At 42.6% G+C, this 16,556-nt stretch carries 16 protein-coding genes and 1 pseudogene; 7 read left to right on the top strand and 10 right to left on the bottom strand.

All coding sequences use genetic code 11. The annotated features are described in order from the left end of the window. Positions 1-156 precede the first annotated feature (156 nt). Positions 157-1,116 (top strand): AraC family transcriptional regulator, encoded by a 960-nt coding sequence (locus AC0L6V_RS18000; RefSeq protein WP_409418862.1) that lies wholly within the window; start codon positions 157-159, stop codon positions 1,114-1,116. Positions 1,117-1,184: 68 nt separating this feature from the next. On the opposite strand, the gene AC0L6V_RS17995 is transcribed toward AC0L6V_RS18000, so the two are convergent. The 3 genes from AC0L6V_RS17995 to AC0L6V_RS17985 all read right to left on the bottom strand — a co-directional run bounded on the left by AC0L6V_RS17995 (position 1,185) and on the right by AC0L6V_RS17985 (position 3,271). Beyond that, positions 1,185-2,276 (bottom strand): hypothetical protein, encoded by a 1,092-nt coding sequence (locus tag AC0L6V_RS17995; protein WP_265219731.1) that lies wholly within the window; start codon positions 2,274-2,276, stop codon positions 1,185-1,187. A gap of 181 nt (positions 2,277-2,457) precedes the next feature. Next, a complete protein-coding gene (locus AC0L6V_RS17990; protein ID WP_265219730.1) occupies positions 2,458-2,772 on the bottom strand; it encodes an antibiotic biosynthesis monooxygenase in 315 nt (104 codons plus the stop codon). Positions 2,773-2,812: 40 nt separating this feature from the next. After that, positions 2,813-3,271, bottom strand: coding sequence for a YehS family protein (locus AC0L6V_RS17985; RefSeq protein WP_265219729.1), 459 nt, complete (start codon positions 3,269-3,271; stop codon positions 2,813-2,815). A 215-nt stretch (positions 3,272-3,486) separates the two neighbouring features. On the opposite strand from AC0L6V_RS17985, the gene AC0L6V_RS17980 reads away from it, so the two are divergent. The 4 genes from AC0L6V_RS17980 to AC0L6V_RS17965 all read left to right on the top strand — a co-directional run bounded on the left by AC0L6V_RS17980 (position 3,487) and on the right by AC0L6V_RS17965 (position 7,080). After that, positions 3,487-4,611: an acyltransferase family protein gene (locus tag AC0L6V_RS17980; protein ID WP_265219728.1), complete on the top strand. Its 1,125-nt coding sequence runs from the start codon at positions 3,487-3,489 to the stop codon at positions 4,609-4,611. Positions 4,612-4,706: 95 nt separating this feature from the next. Further along, complete coding sequence (locus AC0L6V_RS17975) at positions 4,707-4,871, top strand: hypothetical protein (protein ID WP_265219727.1); 165 nt, start codon at positions 4,707-4,709, stop codon at positions 4,869-4,871. Positions 4,872-5,059: 188 nt separating this feature from the next. Further along, a complete protein-coding gene (locus AC0L6V_RS17970) occupies positions 5,060-5,242 on the top strand; it encodes a hypothetical protein (protein WP_265219726.1) in 183 nt (60 codons plus the stop codon). Between the two features lie 254 nt (positions 5,243-5,496). Further along, complete coding sequence (locus tag AC0L6V_RS17965; RefSeq protein ID WP_265219725.1) at positions 5,497-7,080, top strand: methyl-accepting chemotaxis protein; 1,584 nt, start codon at positions 5,497-5,499, stop codon at positions 7,078-7,080. A gap of 40 nt (positions 7,081-7,120) precedes the next feature. On the opposite strand, the pseudogene AC0L6V_RS17960 reads toward AC0L6V_RS17965, so the two are convergent. The 3 genes and pseudogenes from AC0L6V_RS17960 to AC0L6V_RS17950 form a co-directional block, all read right to left on the bottom strand. Next, positions 7,121-8,402, bottom strand: a pseudogene (locus tag AC0L6V_RS17960) (transposase). A 268-nt stretch (positions 8,403-8,670) separates the two neighbouring features. Continuing rightward, the gene (locus AC0L6V_RS17955) at positions 8,671-10,608 is read right to left on the bottom strand and encodes a phytase (RefSeq protein ID WP_265219724.1); all 1,938 of its coding nucleotides are present in this window, start codon (positions 10,606-10,608) and stop codon (positions 8,671-8,673) included. Continuing rightward, positions 10,568-10,717, bottom strand: a complete 150-nt coding sequence (locus AC0L6V_RS17950) for a hypothetical protein (protein ID WP_418138472.1) — start codon at positions 10,715-10,717, stop codon at positions 10,568-10,570. Before AC0L6V_RS17950 ends, AC0L6V_RS17955 begins: the two co-directional genes overlap by 41 nt. Before the next feature lie 357 nt (positions 10,718-11,074). On the opposite strand from AC0L6V_RS17950, the gene AC0L6V_RS17945 reads away from it, so the two are divergent. Then, a complete protein-coding gene (locus AC0L6V_RS17945) occupies positions 11,075-12,028 on the top strand; it encodes a GGDEF domain-containing protein (RefSeq protein ID WP_265219722.1) in 954 nt (317 codons plus the stop codon). Between the two features lie 3 nt (positions 12,029-12,031). Beyond that, entirely contained in the window at positions 12,032-13,057 is a 1,026-nt protein-coding gene (locus tag AC0L6V_RS17940; protein ID WP_409418860.1) for an AraC family transcriptional regulator, read from the top strand. A 105-nt stretch (positions 13,058-13,162) separates the two neighbouring features. Here the strand turns inward: AC0L6V_RS17940 and AC0L6V_RS17935 are convergent, their stop codons facing one another. The 4 genes from AC0L6V_RS17935 to AC0L6V_RS17920 form a co-directional block, all read right to left on the bottom strand. Continuing rightward, positions 13,163-14,224: a class I SAM-dependent methyltransferase gene (locus AC0L6V_RS17935; protein ID WP_265219721.1), complete on the bottom strand. Its 1,062-nt coding sequence runs from the start codon at positions 14,222-14,224 to the stop codon at positions 13,163-13,165. Beyond that, on the bottom strand, positions 14,214-14,657 hold the full coding sequence (locus AC0L6V_RS17930) for a gamma-glutamylcyclotransferase (protein ID WP_265219720.1): 444 nt from the start codon (positions 14,655-14,657) through the stop codon (positions 14,214-14,216). Before AC0L6V_RS17930 ends, AC0L6V_RS17935 begins: the two co-directional genes overlap by 11 nt. Next, positions 14,641-14,823, bottom strand: a complete 183-nt coding sequence (locus AC0L6V_RS17925; protein WP_265219719.1) for a gamma-glutamylcyclotransferase family protein — start codon at positions 14,821-14,823, stop codon at positions 14,641-14,643. The genes AC0L6V_RS17930 and AC0L6V_RS17925 overlap by 17 nt, the downstream gene beginning before the upstream one ends. Before the next feature lie 197 nt (positions 14,824-15,020). After that, positions 15,021-16,553 (bottom strand): DHA2 family efflux MFS transporter permease subunit, encoded by a 1,533-nt coding sequence (locus AC0L6V_RS17920; RefSeq protein WP_265219718.1) that lies wholly within the window; start codon positions 16,551-16,553, stop codon positions 15,021-15,023. Positions 16,554-16,556 lie beyond the last annotated feature (3 nt).

The raw sequence follows: 16,556 nt of genomic DNA, 5'->3' as shown, positions 1-16,556 counted from the left end.
GACTGTTTACTATACCAATAATTGATGGACTAACCTCAAAAATGGATGACTAAGTCAAAGCACCGCGCACTACACTAAGTAGGCACTTTATACCGCAGTAAAGAAACAACCTAAACTGCCCGCTTATAAAAATAATTAATGCACTGGTGTATCGCGATGAGATTTGATTTTTCAAACTACGACCTTCAGCTTGTAGACGTTCCTATTCAGTCTCTTGCTGATGTTTTATTAGAAAAAGGCTTTGGAAAGCATCATTTTATTGAAGGAACACTTCAGCCAACACTCACAACGTTAAAATTCAAAACGTTTGGAGCACTTTCGATTATCGAATACAGCCTTGATGTGCCTGTTCAAATAAGCAGCGTAACAGTGCCCGACGCGTATTTTTTACAAGTCGTTCTGACAGGGCGCCGTCTCGAGCATAGCCACAATGCTGAACGTGTATTAAAAGCAGGAGACTCGATCATCATTATGCCCAATACGCCTATTGAATCGCATGACTATGCTGACTGTAAAAAGCTTATCGTCAGAATTCCGACGGATTTCTTGCATCAGGCAGCTCAAGAATTCGGTTATTTATCATCGACTAGCGGCATTGTTTTTAGCTCAGTCCCGAATCAACTCCCCATGGCGGGCCCTTTGTTTAATCTACTCAACGACATGTTACAACAAGACAAATCCGTTCTTGGTGAGCGGCCCTTGCTGTATTATTGCAAGCTACTAAACAGCGCTATTCTCAATGTCTTTGATAACAATGTCCGACTCGGCTCGGTTTCTAAAGATTCACTGCATCGTTATATTGCGCGTATTCGTCAATACGTTTTGGACAATATTACTCGGGATATTACGATAGATGAGTTGGCCAGCTTATGCCAAATCAGCCGAAAGTCGCTGTATAATTTATTTGAACGTGAGACAGGCCTAACACCCTCAACGTATGTTCGCCGTCTGAAATTAGAACGAGTTCACGCCGAATTGAAAAACAACGAGCGAATTAAAAATGTGACTCAGGTTGCATTAAAGTATGGCTTTACTAACCTAGGACGATTTTCAGCACAATACCGCGAGCAAATAGGGGAATTACCGTCGAAAACGTTACGAGATTTTTCTTGTTAAACAAACCATAAAAAAAACAGACTGGACAAAAGGGGAAAAGCCCAGTCTGTTCTTGTGGTGACTCGTTATTAGAACTTGTACATCGCCATCACTTCGACTTGTTGTCCAGCAGGACGTGATGACGTACCAACAGCCACTGAGGGACGGTTTGCCATATTCTGATCACGCACCTCTAAACCGAATTCTAAGCCTGGCAAGTACGTGTAGATAACGTTCGCTAGAGTCAATTTAAGCGTATCATCCGCCAATGTTGAAGCGGTTTCGTCAGACGTCACTTGACCATAACGTAGGTTAACTCTTACCTTGTCACTGACTTTATGCCCAATGCCTGCTGAGAAGCCGGTTAAAGTGACCATGTCACCCTGAGCGTCTATTTCAGCAACACCAGAAGCCCCTGACGCACCTTGGTAACCCCAACCAGCGTAAACACCCGCCCCCTTACCGGAGAAGCCACTGAGCGATAAACTGGTGTCACCAAATTTCAATTTCGCCGCTAGAGACAAAGCCGCACCGAATTTAGAGTCGCTGTCAGCGCTATTAGAAGGCGTCATGTCCACATCACGGCCTGTCACCGCAACGTTAAAAGCATGACCTTCTGGTGTGCGATGCGTATAAGCTGCCACCATATCTGGGTAACTCGCGTCAGCATAAACAGGATCTTGGAAAGTTAAGCGCATGCCTTTGTCTGCATAGTGCACAACCAAATCAGGACGAACAACCGCACCGTTCCCAGCCACAGTACCTATCCCTAGTCCCCATAAGTTAATCATTTCGGTATCAAATGGCGCGTTAGCAAAAAATTGACCATTCCACGTCTGACCAACGGTCAAGTTATCAACCGAAATAGTCGCATGACGTAAACGATAGGCGTAAGTAGAGTCTGACGCTGTTGTATTGTTATCCCAAAAATCCCCTTCAATAAATCCAGTGATTTTATGGCCGTCTTCCATGCGGCTTGCTGTGAAGTTAATACGTGACTGACGAGCACTGCCATCAAACGAACTACTTCCTTCGTCAGGGTTATTGAACACACCCTCTGCTTTTAAATAGCCGCCAATGCTGAATTGGGTACCATTAAAATCACCCAACTCCAGAGCAAATCCTTGCGAAGAGAGACTCGCCACGATAACAGCTTGCGCCACCTTATTTTTCATCAACATATGGATACCACCTGTTTATTAACTGTTATATTTATAATTAGGGAGTCAATATCGCAAAGCGGGGCGGAATGAGATATCCACATAGTGCAATCTTTGTACACTATGTGACATAAATAAGAAAAACGTAGATAAGGTAAAGGGATCAAATAAAACGTTAGATCTCTTTACCTAATGATTATGGCTACACCCAATGGTTTTCTAAAACATCATAGTGACGCACAAACGTATCTGGGTCTAACTCGTATTTATCGTCTTCAGGATAAAGTCTGGCGACATCAATATCCTGACCAGCGAAAGCGACAATAGACTCGCGTGTCGGCCAATAAGTAATAAGAGTAACTTCAAATGTGTATTCATTTACTTCACGACCAAAGATTTGAGCGCCTTTAAACCCCTTAGTTGCAGAGGTATCTTTAACTCCGGTTTCATATAAATAAGCAATGAACGCCTCTTTTTTAGACATCGGGCAACGGGCTTTCCATTCTCTAGCAATCATTTCTATGTTTCTCCGCCATAATTCAACATATCAGCTGTGTCTACGCACGAAACCGCTTTTGCAATCCCATTAGGAAGTTACGCAAGATCTGATCTTTGCATTCGCAATAGTGACGGTTGTCTGGTTTACGGAAGAAAGAGCTTAGCTCATGCTTGCTTAAGTTAAATTCCGCAAGCGACATGATGTCTAGAATGTCTTCGGCTTGTAGGTTTAAAGCGATGCGTAATTTCATAAAGACAATATTGTTTGTCAGACGCTTTTCTGGCTCAGGTTGTGGGCCTTCACGCTTGCCACGCTTCGTATTGATCAAGCCATTAAGAAAGGTCGCCATTTCCACATCAAGCATTTCGATATAGCCTGCATCATCTTCTTTTTTTAGCCAACTGGTGACTTGCTCTTGTGCGGCAATACCATCCGCTGCCGCGAAGATATCAACAATCTCCAACTCTTTTAGATCAAAGGTATAACGAAGGCGGCGTAAAATATCGTTGTTGTTCAAAATAATATCCTAGTGTTAGGGAAGTAAGTGATGGTAGACCGAGACTCTAGCAGATTGGCGGATTTTTACCTATCTTCGCACTTTAATTCCGTAAGAGTATCGTCGAAACTGCATGATTGGCGTAAAATCTTGCCCGCATTAGGTAAAAGAAATTGATTCTCTAGACAGCTGACCACTTAATAGATTGCATTGCCCATTTTCATGGATGTAAGACAGTGAACTTAACCCAAAAACCGACGCTCATCGACATCACCGAACAAGCCGCCAAGCAAACCTTACCGCCGACAACACATTCAACAACGCGGCTGACAGAATTCGAATACATGCGAGGTTTAGCCATTATATTGATCGTACTGGGGCACTCAGTAATCAATACTAATGATGGCTTTCCGCTATGGTTAGAAAATATAGTGCGCGGTGGTACTGGGGTTTTTGTGTTTATTTCTGGCTTTTTCTTCCATCATGTTTTTGCACAACGTTTTGATTATCGACGCTTTATGTCGAAGAAAGTACTCAACGTGTTTGTGCCATTTTTGGTTGTATCCGCGTTTGCTATTGTCATGAACTTTTTCGTCTTTATGTTAGTGGATCAGGTCAGTGCCGCGGAAGCCGCCGTAATGTGCTGGCACTTGATGAAACAGGGCTACATTCTGTTTCCCCATTGGTATATCCCCTTCATCATCGTGACTTTTTTATGCTCTGGGCTACATCTGCGCTATTTAACACTGCCGCTATTGACTCAGCTGTCTATTTTAGCGATGTTTACCATCATCTCCGTTGTCATTCATCGACCGCATGGCAACGCTAATGTGCTACAATCCGTGGTGTATTTCACGCCTTTTTACCTAGCGGGTATGCTGTATTCTCTACACCGTGACTGGATGAAAAAGCATTATCGCTATTTTTTTGTCGCCGCCATCCTCACCGTCATTTCCACCATTTGGTTACAATCTAGCCTTTTACTTCATGTTGGAGGCTATCATAAAGCCGCATTTGAATGGGGTGGCATCGATTTACAATTCATTCAAAAAATGGGCCTGTGTATTTTATTTATCGGCTTTTGTTCACACCTTGTCAGACCTGCCCTTGGTAAACACTTAACCATGTTGGCTTCCATTAGCTTTGCTATTTTTTTCTTACATCCTCTTATTAGCATGATCTGGGGAAACGCCACCTATTTACTACTCAATGCGGGATATCTTGAACCCAATACAACCCTGCTATACAGCCTTGTTTCATCATTGGCATTATTTGTTTTTCAGTTCTATGGATCGGTATGGTTAATAGGCAAATTAAAACCTTTGTTAGGCAAAAAAAGCCGATTGCTGATTGGGGCTTGATAAATATAGAAGGTGTACTATAGGCAAAAAGATGTCGATTTTGAGGTTGATCATGCATGATCATTACCTTATTTCTCATTAAATAAGGAGCCCAAATGAAATTATCATCCATTCTCTGTACTTCTCTCATTCTGTGCAGTGCCTCGTTGCATGCTACGGAGTTGACTCACTGGCCTAAAGACGTTGCCTCTGAGTTGAATACCATGATTGAAAAGAATGTGAATATGGGCGCTTATGCTGCTAAAAAACAAAAAATTTGACAACATCTAGAATGCAAATCAAACAAGGAGCATACAATCAAAAAAAGAATCTAGACCTTCAAATGACAGCTTTCTTGATGAACCCGATGACATGGTACGAAGGCAAGCTTGGCTCAATCCTTGGTTAGATTGACTAATGGAAGAACCCCATACTTGTCGCCGGTGACTCACCACTTTACGATGGCTACATGCTGTTCAATGGCACTGACACTGATAAAGGCTGCATGCGCATTTGGGTAAACCGCAAAGCGGAATACATGAAACAAATGGAAGCTTGGTGGGACGATGCTGCTAAGCAACAATCTACATTGGAACAACCTGGTACAGCTGATAAAAATTGGCTCGTTGTGACACCTGATCAATTGTATTAGGCAATACAGTAATGTTGGTGTAGATGTAATATCATTCCCCACCTTACTTAGATTTATCTACTAGAATTTAATAATCCTACCCAATTGAACCCCAAGTTTCATCATTTTTATTTTAAAAAACTTTATTTTAATATATAAGATACGCCTTCTAAATAACCTAATCACATACCATTACTTGCCTGAGATTGCATCTACCGCTCCGTGTATGGAATTGATTAGCAATAACATGCATGTTTTAACTAGACAAGGTGCGTATGAAACTATCAAAACAACTAGGAATTCTTATTATTTTTTCAGCAGCTGGCTTAATTATTTTGGGTGCACTTGCTTTAACGACACTTCGTGAAAATCTAATAGATAGCCGAAAACATGAAATAGAAACGATTCTAAATTTTGCAAAAAACCAAGCTACGCATTTCGTAGAATTAGAAAAAACAGGAAAGCTTACGAAACCAGAAGCGGAACAAGCTGTTATAGAAGCCTTATCAACAATGCGCGAAGGTGCATCTTTTATTTGGTCAAATGATAATAACGCCATTTCTCGTGTTCATGCTCGAGAAAGTGAATTGGGGAAGTTTCAAGAGTCTTACAAAGATCACATGAAACAACTTGCAAATACTGATTTAGTATTCAAAGTAAGTCCGAGCAAGAAACCAGGTACTGATGATCAAGTTATAAAAGTTAATGGAATGAGCAAAATCCCTGAATGGAATTGGGTGATTGGCTATGGCGTATATATGGATGATTTACAGTCTACGTTCTGGCACACAGCTGTTTATTTCATTATTGCAGGCCTTGTGATTCTAGCTTTTATTATATTTTCTGCCATTTACTTAGCTAGAAATATTCTTAATAAAATTGGCGGCGAGCCACAATACGCAATGGAAGTTACGACTCAAATTGCCAATGGCTACTTAAATGAGAGTATCCAAGGCAACTTCTCAAAAGACAGTCTACTCGGCTCTATTGCTCGTATGCAGAACTCTCTTCAAGAGATGGTCCGTAATATCAACAAAGGCTCTCTGTTACTTACAGGCTCTACAAAAATACTTAATGAACAAATGCAACATATTGCAGCAGCATCACAAAAATCATCCGATGCATCTTATTCAACAGCCTCTGCAATTCAAGAATTGTCATCTTGTATAGAAGAAATATCAAGAAGTGCTCACAACACTGAGAAGAACTCAGAAGAATCTTCTGCATTGTCATTGAATGGTGAAAATTTAGTTAAAAAATCGGCTCAAAGTATTAATGAAATTTCTAATCAAATTACCCGCTCTACCGAAGAAATCGCCAACTTAGAAAAACGCTCTCTACAAATTGGTAATATTGTTAATGTGATTCGAGATATTGCGGATCAAACCAATCTGTTAGCTTTGAACGCGGCAATAGAAGCAGCGCGCGCGGGTGAGCAAGGGCGGGGGTTTGCTGTCGTAGCTGATGAAGTAAGAACACTAGCGTCACGTACTGCAACTGCTACCGCTGAAATTACTGAAACAATTAATATGGTTCAAGCAGAGACGGAAAACGTCGCGAAAACAATGCAGGCAATATTACCTAAAGTAGAAGATAGTGTAGAAAGCTCATATCAAGTAACTCAAATGCTATCAAACATCCGCACGGGTTCGGATGAAACACTTGCCAGAATAAGAGATGTGTCTTATTCGGCAAAAGAACAAAACAAAGCCACTCAAAGCCTCGCAGAACATGTTGAAGAAATATCAACCATGGTACAAGAAACTGCCGTAGCAGTTTCCAGTTCACGAAAAAGCATGGATGATTTAGAAAAATTAGCTATAGAACTACATGAAAGCGTTAGTTATTTCAAAATATAAAACACTATTTTCTGATTAGTCGTTCCTGAATAATGGCGTTTCATGCAAGAAGCGCCATGCTATTTTTAGGTCTTTCCAGAGGAAAGATTATTTTCAGCCATAATCGTCTTAAAAATGCTCCAAAATATGGGGTACAACAAAGCCACTTCAGTAGCTTACGCAGGTTCTGGCCACAGGCACTTAAGATCACGTTGATCGCATCCATCGCCTAGTACACCTTTTAAGAAGCATCGTCTGAGTTTTCCATCCGATTTGAGATGCCCTATGATGGGTTCTATTCTATTTCGTCTTCCATCCAGTTTTTCTTTCTTGGGTACACCGCGTTTTGACCAGCAACCAAGACGTTAATGTCTTCCACGCCTGACCCTTTATACCCTCTATTAACAAAACAGGTTTCCGGTTTTCGCCCCGTCAAGGTTTCTACTTGTTGGAGTTGATCTTTTAACGTATGACCATCATAAGGATTACCTGAATAGCTTCTTTCACCCACGATGAAAGATTCTTTTGCTGTCACAGCTATGCTCGCTTTTACGCCAAATTCGTAGCGTTTATGAGCCTCTGCCTTTGGATATACAGTCCACATTGGGTTCATATAAGCTGTAGAGTTTGTTTTTGCTCTGACAAGTTTGTTTTAGTAATCGACAAGCTTGGTTGAGTGTGTCTTCCTGTTTTTAAGTGAGCGTTAATCCTTGTCGTTTTACTTGCCGATCTATGTCACGCAATACTCGCCCTAAGAAGCCTTTGACTTGCTTAATCGCTTTTTTCATCCGTTTGTATTGTTTGGCGTGACCATAACGTCCAATTTTAGGCATTAACTCATGACAAGCTTTGTTATAGGTTTGTCTTAACGGGATGTTTTTTTCTTTTACCGTGGTGTCTACTACGACTCATTTTAGGCTCGCTGGTTTGATGACTTTTAGTTTCAGCCCTGCTTGTATCGTCTGGGTTAGCAACCATTCACAGCCTTCTTCTCCTAACCGTTTTCGCCATTTAACAAGACTGGTTGGATGGCACGGGAAGTCGTGCTGGAAAAAGGTTTCGCCACAAAAGTATTGGTAGTAAGGCGATTCAAACCATTGCTCTAATACCATTTCGTCAGACAAATTATGCCAGTGTTGCAAATAGAGCAATCCCGCCATAAGGCGAGTGGGTAACGCGGCTACACCCACCGTCGAGAAGTGTGCCCCCAATTCGTTATCCAACTGGTTCCAATCAATGATCCTAGCTAGTCGAACTAAAGGATGATTGGGGTTAATGATGTCTACGAGCTGAGGTTGGAATAAATCCTTTTGCGGCATGATCTTTGTCTGACGAGGCTTCATAAAACTCACCCATTCTGCAACTTTTTAGGTCTAAAAGCGTATTTATCGTAAGATTTAGACATTAACTATCTTATAAAAAACATTAGATTAAATAGGTTGTGAGTTTTTCTGGGACTACTGATTTTAATGCTCATTCCTAAAGCTGGAGTGATTCATGCGATTTCAACAGGACAGTTCCAAGGTATAAACCGACAAACTCGAAACATTAAAAATCCGCTAATACGAAAAGTATTAGCGGATTGTTGTTTTTTTGTTTTATGAAACAAATCTATTTCTTAAATACTTTTGCAATGTCTTCCCAATTAACAATTTTGAAGTTCTGGTTTTCGGCTCTGTATTGCGCATCAAGATTGTTCCAATCTTGGGCAATAAAAATTCCTTGCGGATATGTGGCGCCCAAGTTCGCAGATACGGCATGAATGCCATCGGTATCACTGCTGCCATCAACCCCTTTTTCATCGTTACCAATAATGGCAAAGCTGCCTAGGTACTGATTTTTATTGGCAAGATCAAAAATAGCGTAAGTGTTATTACCTTGGCTCGATGCAATCAAGTAATTCACTTCGTCGTTTTGATACAAGGTAATGCCTTCAATGTCGTCAACTAATCGCTTGCCATCCACTGCAGCAAATAAACTTGGCTCCATAGTCGCTTTTTCATCGGCTTGGAAGGCCCAAATCGCTTTATCTTCTTCCCCAACGTAAAGCGTGCCTGTCGCATCATCGGCAACACAACCTTCAGGCTGGGTCTCTACTTTTAGCGTACGAACCATGTCGCCCTTCATGCCTTTTTGTGTCGGTGTAATACGCCATTGTTCAATCACACCGTTTTTACCATTAACGAAAACATACGGTGTGCCGTCTTTGGCTTGATACATGCACAACCCGTAAACTTCATCGACATTAGAAAGCAACTCGGCTTGCTCTGGATGAACATGACTGCCAATGGCATTTAATGGTTCGATTGGCTTTTTGCCACCAATTTTATAAAGCGCAATGGTGTTTAACTCACGGTTTGACGCCGCCGCCAAGGCAAAGCTTTTACCATCCCAATCTTGCACGGTACGAAGGTCAACATTGTTAGGCTTACCGCCTTTTAAGAACTGCAGCTCTTTACCATTAAGATCATATGCCATCAAACCACCTTTTTTGTTGGTCGCTATGATCAGGCTTTTTGAGGCGTCATCAGGGTTCAACCAAAATGCTGGATCATCTGCTGCGTCGCCACTTTTGCTGACTTCATCTGTTTCACCGCTGGCCGCGACCAATTTTACGCCTTGAACCGTTAAATCGCGGTAATCGCGTAAATGATTGAAGACCACTTTCTCGTTTTGCATACCTTGGCTTAATTGCTCCAGAGCAATTTTCTCATAAACAGGCTGGTCTGCTTCGGTATTACCAACCCAGATGGCATTGGTCGATGCTGTTATAATTTTCGCTTCTTCGACGCCAGCAACATTGAAACGAGTCAAATAGTTGCCTTTCTTGCGGCCATACACAAGGAAACCTTGACCTTCATCGGCAACCAAAAGATAACCCTCGCCATTGGCTTGATAGACCAAATCCAGACCTTCAATTTCTTCTAAATGACCTAATGGCGCGACGGCATCAACCAAACGACGATCTTTAATATTCTCGGCGTCTGCACCGTAAGCCCAAATACCAATGTTCTGCTCACTCACGTACAAGGTGCCTGTTTGATCGTCGACGACACAAGCACTCAATTCACCACCTACATTGGTGTGGCGTACCATAACGGGCTTGCCAGCGGCATCTTTCACTACACTTTGAACCTGACCATCCTTGTATTGCAGCTTGTATTGAACAATGTCACCGCCATCAGAAACACCTGTTACCGTGGTTTCACCTGTGGTCACATTTTGATAAAGACAAACCGCTTCTGCAGCGATATTGGCAGAAATCCGGCCCACTTCAGTTAAGGGGGTCGTTGCTGAACGATCGATGCGATAAAAAGCAAAGGCTTTGTCATCCGGTAATCCGACCGCTAATAAATCTATACTTTTATCGCCATCCTTTAGACCATATCGAACGTCAGCACCCAATACGTTCTTGCTGTCATCGCGCATGATCACTTTGCCTTGATAATCAAAGACAACCAAACCATCATCTTCTAGTGTCGCAATCAACAAATCGTCTTGCGCCTTGTCAGGTACTCGTCCAAACAGCCGCGTCAGCGATATCGTCAAAACTGGCCGCACTTTTTAGCTCAGTTGGAATACTCGGTGTCGTCGCATAAGCTGGCGAAACCATAGCACTAGTGATTGCTAGAGCAATCAAAGACAAACGTAAAGACATAATAATGTTTCCTCAATGTGATAAATAAATTAATTAATCTAGCTCAATAGATAGAACAATTTGAGGACACCTTAATAAGCCTTCATGTCGACTTTATGACAGCTTTTTTCAGCTTAAGCTAAAGGGACTATTTATGTGCTTATTTGACGATGATCCACCCATATTTGAGCTTTAATGACGAAAGACAAAGCGGCTTAAACCGCGGTTTCTTAGTGGAAAAATACCGTTATAACGCTATTTATCTGAACAAACGTCATTTGCTATGAGCTAATCGGACTTTATGCACTCAATGACCTCATTCTGTAACAGATACACCACATACTAATTCGACAGTAATTAAATAAGGCAGATTCCATAATGGATTGGTTACATCGGTGGCGTTACGCCTGTATTGATAACGTTCAAAAAATCATGCGTCACAAAATTTGGCTTACCTTGTTAGGCTTTGTATTTCTGTTGTTGCTGACGCTGAATTTTTCACAAGGTGAACTAAAACCTCCAGCTACCTGGGTTTGGGTCGATATTATTGGTGAAGGGGCGTCGTCATTATGTGTGGTGATTTGGTTACTTCTCGTACTATCAATGCGCCCCGTTGGACAAGTAACCAACTGGTTTGCAGCGGGATTTATTGGAATTTTCGCGTCTAATTTTCAAGACTTCCTTGATGAATGGGTGCATTTACCACTTCCATATACGTGGGACAGCTGGGTCGAGTCTTTGCCCGTTGGCTTGCTCGCACTGACCGTTGCTTTTTGCTTATGGCGCAAGGAACAAGGTCAAATAGATCGTTATTTACTGAAGCGTCAGGCTATTTATCACAATACAACCGCCTTAGATCACACCACCAGCTTACCTAAGTTTGAACATTTAAACACTCAGCTGGAATACGCCTTTGCCAAAGGAAAAGCCAACTGGCAACAGCATGCACTCGTGTTAGTTGACATCACGCCATTTTCTGAGATTAGTTACCGTTATGGTGGACGAGAAGCAGATCGCTTTTTGGTAGTCATAAGTGAACTTATGCTATTGGCATTGCGTGAAGAAGATATGCTTTGTCATTTGGCCGGAGATAGATTTGCCATTGTGATGAAAAACGTCAATCAAACTCTCGCTCAACAAAAAGCAGACCGACTTAAAGCTCTCATCGACCAATTTTATTTTTCAATTAAGGATTCAGAGCATGGCGTTTCGGCACAGGCCACGATGGTTTTGGTGATGGCAGACAATTCAATGAAAGCGCCAGATAGTTTACTTAAACAAGCAATCTTAGCGCTCTCAAACCAACACAAGCTTGTGCAATCAAATACCTAAGCCATGACTCGATTCTGGTTAGAAAAACAAGATCGCTATCTCTTGGCTCATCAGCAATCTGTCATCTTGATGGATCTGCTGATTGCGCGAGACATAAAGCCTGATTTCTTTTTACGTAAAACCGGGCTCTTTTACGAGGATGTTGCATCTGGCTCGAAACACTTTAGCCCAGAACAGTTTGCCCAACTTTGCGATAACGCCAGCCAATTACCCAATAGCTATGATTTGGCTTTTTTATTCGGCCAACGCATGCTACCAGGACATTTCGGCAGTCTGTCCAGTGGATTACAGAATGCCCCAAGCTTACGTCATGCGTTGGCTTTCATGGATGAATTTGCCATTTTACTTTTTCCACTGTTAGCCCCCAAATTAAGAACCTACAAAGAGCAACTTAATATCGATTTTATTGATGTGTTTGGGGTGTCTACAACGACCTTGTTAAGTAAAAAACACACAAAACTCGCTCTTTTCTTAAAGAACATGACGGTCACTGCCATTACCTCATTGACGTCCTGGTTATCACAACAATCCTTACCTTGGTCTTTCTACTTTGATTATCCTGCGCCGGATAATCAGTCTGAGTACGATGTATTTCTTGGTCAAAGTCGATATTTTTCTCAGACGTTCACCACAATTTCTATTCCAGAAAGCTATTTAGATCTTCCTTGGAAAAGAGCTTCACCTACACTTTTTCAGCTTGCTTTAGAAGAGTCTCGACTGAGCGTATCAAAGCTAGAGGCTCAACAAAGTTTACTAAGTTTGGTAAGCAATCAATTGAATACACAGATTCGATCTTTACCAAGTTTGGAGCAAATGTCCGACGCACTTAACCTCAGCCCAGCCACCTTGAAACGTAAGCTTAAAGCCCATAACACCAGTTATCAAAAACTCTGTGACCAAACAAGAAAACGGGTATCAATTAATTTAATCAATGAATTGGGATACAACGAAGCACAAGTGGCAGAATATTTAAACTTTTACGATGTGAGTAATTTTAGACGTTCGTTCAAACGCTGGCAGCTGTCTTAGTCTAAAACGAGACAGAAATTCACAAGAGCAACAAGAGCAACAAGAGCAATTGATTAGAGACCTTTGCTCGACGGCTGTGCGTGCCAAGGCCTCTATTTAATATCGTTATTTTTTCTTCGGCTGGCGACCATGATAAATGGCGAAGCCTTTGTCTCGATACAAACGACTATGAGACCCCAGTGCCGCGTCTAAAATTGGTGGATAACGTAAGAAGTCGTTGGCGACCACAAACAGCTCACCATTCAACGTCAGGTGTTGTTTCACCGTCATGAAAAAGTTTTCAGCAATGCTGTAATCAGTATTCACGCCGCTGTGGAAAGGCGGATTGGTGACAACGTAGTTAAAGCGACCTTTTACCTGATCTAAACCATTAGAAGCGACCAAAGTCACCGCATCACCGACCTGATTAGCCGCAAAAGTTAACTCTGTTGCTTTCAGCGCTAACACGCTGTCATCCAAGGCGGTAATTTTTGCGCCTGTTTTATTGTGTAGCCACAAGGCAATAATGCCGTCGCCACAACCAAAGTCGAGTATGCGAGCGCTGCCAATATCACTCATAAAGCGATGCTGATTCAGTTGATTTAATAAAATCTCCGTGCCTTTATCGAGTTTCCCATGACCAAACACACCAGGGAGACTGCACAAAGTCAATGTTTGCCCTGCGACTTCTTGTTTCCAGGTCACGATCCAATCTTCAAATACAAATGGCTTGGCTGGACGACGCTTGTAACCTGCATACAACAAACAATGCTTAGCGCCATCCTTCTTACCAACTTCATCCAATCCTGCTTCCAGTCGCTTCATAGAGGATTTAACGCCGCTCTTATTGTCGCCCACCAGCCAGATTTGGCCGCCATCTTTTAAAAGAGGCAGAACCGACGCTAATAAGTAATCCAGTAGCTCTTTGGCTTTGGGTTGATAAATAACCACCAAATCAAACTCACGACCATTCTCTGGCGCCCATTGCTCGGATAAAAACAGTTTTTCATCCGCAAAGCCAACGCGGATTAAAGCGTCATATGATGTTTTAGATTGACACCAAGCATACACATCCGCTTGTCGGCTTACCTCCAGCGGATAAGTGTCTTCTGGGTTTGCGAATAAAATTTTACCCGACAATTCCGTATTGTTACGCACCAATAGTTGGCTCGTTAAATTAAGATTCATAAGTAACAGATAGCTCTTTAATAGAAAGGGTGGTTACAGGCGCCAATAAAGTGTTTAAACGCTCAGTAGACAGTTCTGGTTGCACCCTTGGGTAACGCGGTGCTTTTCGGTCATTCAACAAAGGCGACGACCATCCTTTGGTTAAGGTTAAAAAATCTTGTGCGAACTCATCTCCGTGCTCTAAACATCCAGACAAGATCACATCCAAGTAACTGAGTGCAATAGGGCAATCCTGATCGGGCTGTGTGACTTCGTCTGTATGATAAACCCAATACGTGCCTTCAGGCAGAGCATCCTGCTGATAAGGTGTGAGTTGCTCCGACTTAATCATGGATCGTCGATAACCCCGCTCACGCTCATCAAACAAGGGAAATTGATCGTGAGGCACTTCCACCAACACCCCATTACAGGCTTTCTCAGGGGCAATGACCACCGCAACGGAGCCTCATACCGTACTCAACCGACATCACAGACCAATGGCGTTCGAAACCATGCAATTTAACAGGCCAAACCCTACCTGTTTCACCCGTTTTAGCACGACTTTCGCCGTTCATTAGGCTGCCATAGCCCAAAATAAAGTGTCGATTTACTGCGCTCATAGCAGCCCCCAAGCAAAATATGCAATTGAAATTCCTAGATAGCCTGCATGATAACGTGTGGCTTTGGACAGTACTAGCTTCTGTCTGCATTGATCGATGACGGAAGAAAGGGAAAAAGGCCCAGTGAAACAAAAAAGCCCTGAAAAATCAGAGCTTTTAGGCATTTATTTGAAGTAACGAGAACGACGCCCCTTTTACTATGCCGTGGCTTGCTTCGACTTCCCCTTCAATAAAAATACTAATGGCAGTGCTGCGACAGTCACCCACATCATCAGACGAAAATCTTGTAAATACGCCAAGGTAGCCGCTTGACCCGTGACAACTTGGTTTAGCGCCGCAAGCCCCGCTGCCGTTGTTGTATTATACGCACCCTGCTCTTGTGCTATCTGTAGGCCAAGATTAAAAGGATTAATGTAATCCGCAAAGGCAGCGTGATTGATCTGCGTTCGTTGCGCCAAATACGTTGTCACGACTGAAATGCCGATACTGCTGCCAATATTTCTTAATAAGCTAAACATAGACGTGCCTTCATTACGGTACTTAGGATCTAAGGTGGCAAAACTAATGGTGGATAACGGCACAAAGATAAACCCTAGGCCAGTGCCTTGAACTAAACCCGTACGGATAATGTCCCACGCTGTCACCTCGGTGGTAAACAACGTCATTTCCCACATAGAATAAGTAATCAACACCAAACCCAATGTAATGAAGAAACGAGCGTCAATCTTATTTGCAAGGCGACCAACGATGATCATCGCCGCCATGGTACCAAACCCCCTCGGTGCCAAAATGGCGCCAATATCAACCACTGGATAACCCATTAACGAACTCATAAAAGGCGGTAACAGCGCCATTGAGGACAGCAGAATAATACCGACAATGAAAATGAACACCATGCCGACACTGAAGTTTCTATCGCGAAACATTTTTGGATCGATAAACGGATGGCTGTGGGTAAAAATATGCGCCAAAAACATAGTACCGCACACAATGGTCAGTAGACCTTCAATCGTCACCTCTAGGCTTGCAAACCAGTTCTGTGACTCACCTCGGTCAAGCATCATTTGTAAACTACCGATAGCAACACCGAGTAAAACGAAACCGTACAAATCAAAGCTGCGCTTTTTATCCAGCTTAGATTCGTCTAAAAAAGCCGCCAAACCAAACCAAGCAAGGATGCCAAAAGGCACATTGATATAAAATACCCAACGCCAGCTGTAATATTCCGTCAGCAAGCCACCAAGATAAGGCCCTAAAATTGGCCCTACCATGACGCCAACACCCCACATAGCCATCGCAGAGCCATGCTTTTCTTTCGGATAAGTGTCCAGTAATACAGACTGGGACAAGGGCACCAAACTCGCACCGAAGACACCTTGAAGTAAACGAAACAGCACAATCTGATCTAATGATTGTGCCGCACCACATAAAATAGACGAGACGGTAAAACCCACAATTGACCACATAAACAAACGCTTACGGCCAATTTTTGCGGCTAATACACCAGTGAGAGGCATACAAATCGCCGCCGCAACAATGTAAGACGTTAACACCCAAGAAATCTGATCTTGCGTCGTTCCCATCGCCCCTTTCATATGTGGTAAGGCGACGTTGGCAATCGTGGTGTCTAACGCTTGCATGATGGTCGCCAGCATCACAGATATGGTAATCATGATGCGAGTCATCGCAACGTTGGTTTCTTTCATTTGCAAGCCTTGTGTTGTAGCCATAAC

The sequence above is a fragment of the Marinomonas sp. G8-14 genome (assembly GCF_055808935.1).
The sequence above is the reverse complement of the archived record's forward strand: the minus strand, read 5'-3'. Positions and strand labels throughout refer to the sequence as shown.

Excerpts from the sequence above, each read along its gene's own strand:
- AC0L6V_RS18000 (WP_409418862.1), top strand. The coding sequence starts at position 157 with ATGAGATTTGATTTTTCAAACTACGACCTTCAGCTTGTAGACGTTCCT.
- AC0L6V_RS17995 (WP_265219731.1), bottom strand. The coding sequence starts at position 2,276 with ATGTTGATGAAAAATAAGGTGGCGCAAGCTGTTATCGTGGCGAGTCTC.
- AC0L6V_RS17990 (WP_265219730.1), bottom strand. The coding sequence starts at position 2,772 with ATGATTGCTAGAGAATGGAAAGCCCGTTGCCCGATGTCTAAAAAAGAG.
- AC0L6V_RS17975 (WP_265219727.1), top strand. The coding sequence starts at position 4,707 with ATGAAATTATCATCCATTCTCTGTACTTCTCTCATTCTGTGCAGTGCC.
- AC0L6V_RS17970 (WP_265219726.1), top strand. The coding sequence starts at position 5,060 with ATGCTGTTCAATGGCACTGACACTGATAAAGGCTGCATGCGCATTTGG.
- AC0L6V_RS17965 (WP_265219725.1), top strand. The coding sequence starts at position 5,497 with ATGAAACTATCAAAACAACTAGGAATTCTTATTATTTTTTCAGCAGCT.
- AC0L6V_RS17950 (WP_418138472.1), bottom strand. The coding sequence starts at position 10,717 with ATGTCTTTACGTTTGTCTTTGATTGCTCTAGCAATCACTAGTGCTATG.
- AC0L6V_RS17945 (WP_265219722.1), top strand. The coding sequence starts at position 11,075 with ATGGATTGGTTACATCGGTGGCGTTACGCCTGTATTGATAACGTTCAA.
- AC0L6V_RS17940 (WP_409418860.1), top strand. The coding sequence starts at position 12,032 with ATGACTCGATTCTGGTTAGAAAAACAAGATCGCTATCTCTTGGCTCAT.
- AC0L6V_RS17935 (WP_265219721.1), bottom strand. The coding sequence starts at position 14,224 with ATGAATCTTAATTTAACGAGCCAACTATTGGTGCGTAACAATACGGAA.
- AC0L6V_RS17925 (WP_265219719.1), bottom strand. The coding sequence starts at position 14,823 with ATGAGCGCAGTAAATCGACACTTTATTTTGGGCTATGGCAGCCTAATG.
- AC0L6V_RS17920 (WP_265219718.1), bottom strand. The coding sequence starts at position 16,553 with ATGGCTACAACACAAGGCTTGCAAATGAAAGAAACCAACGTTGCGATG.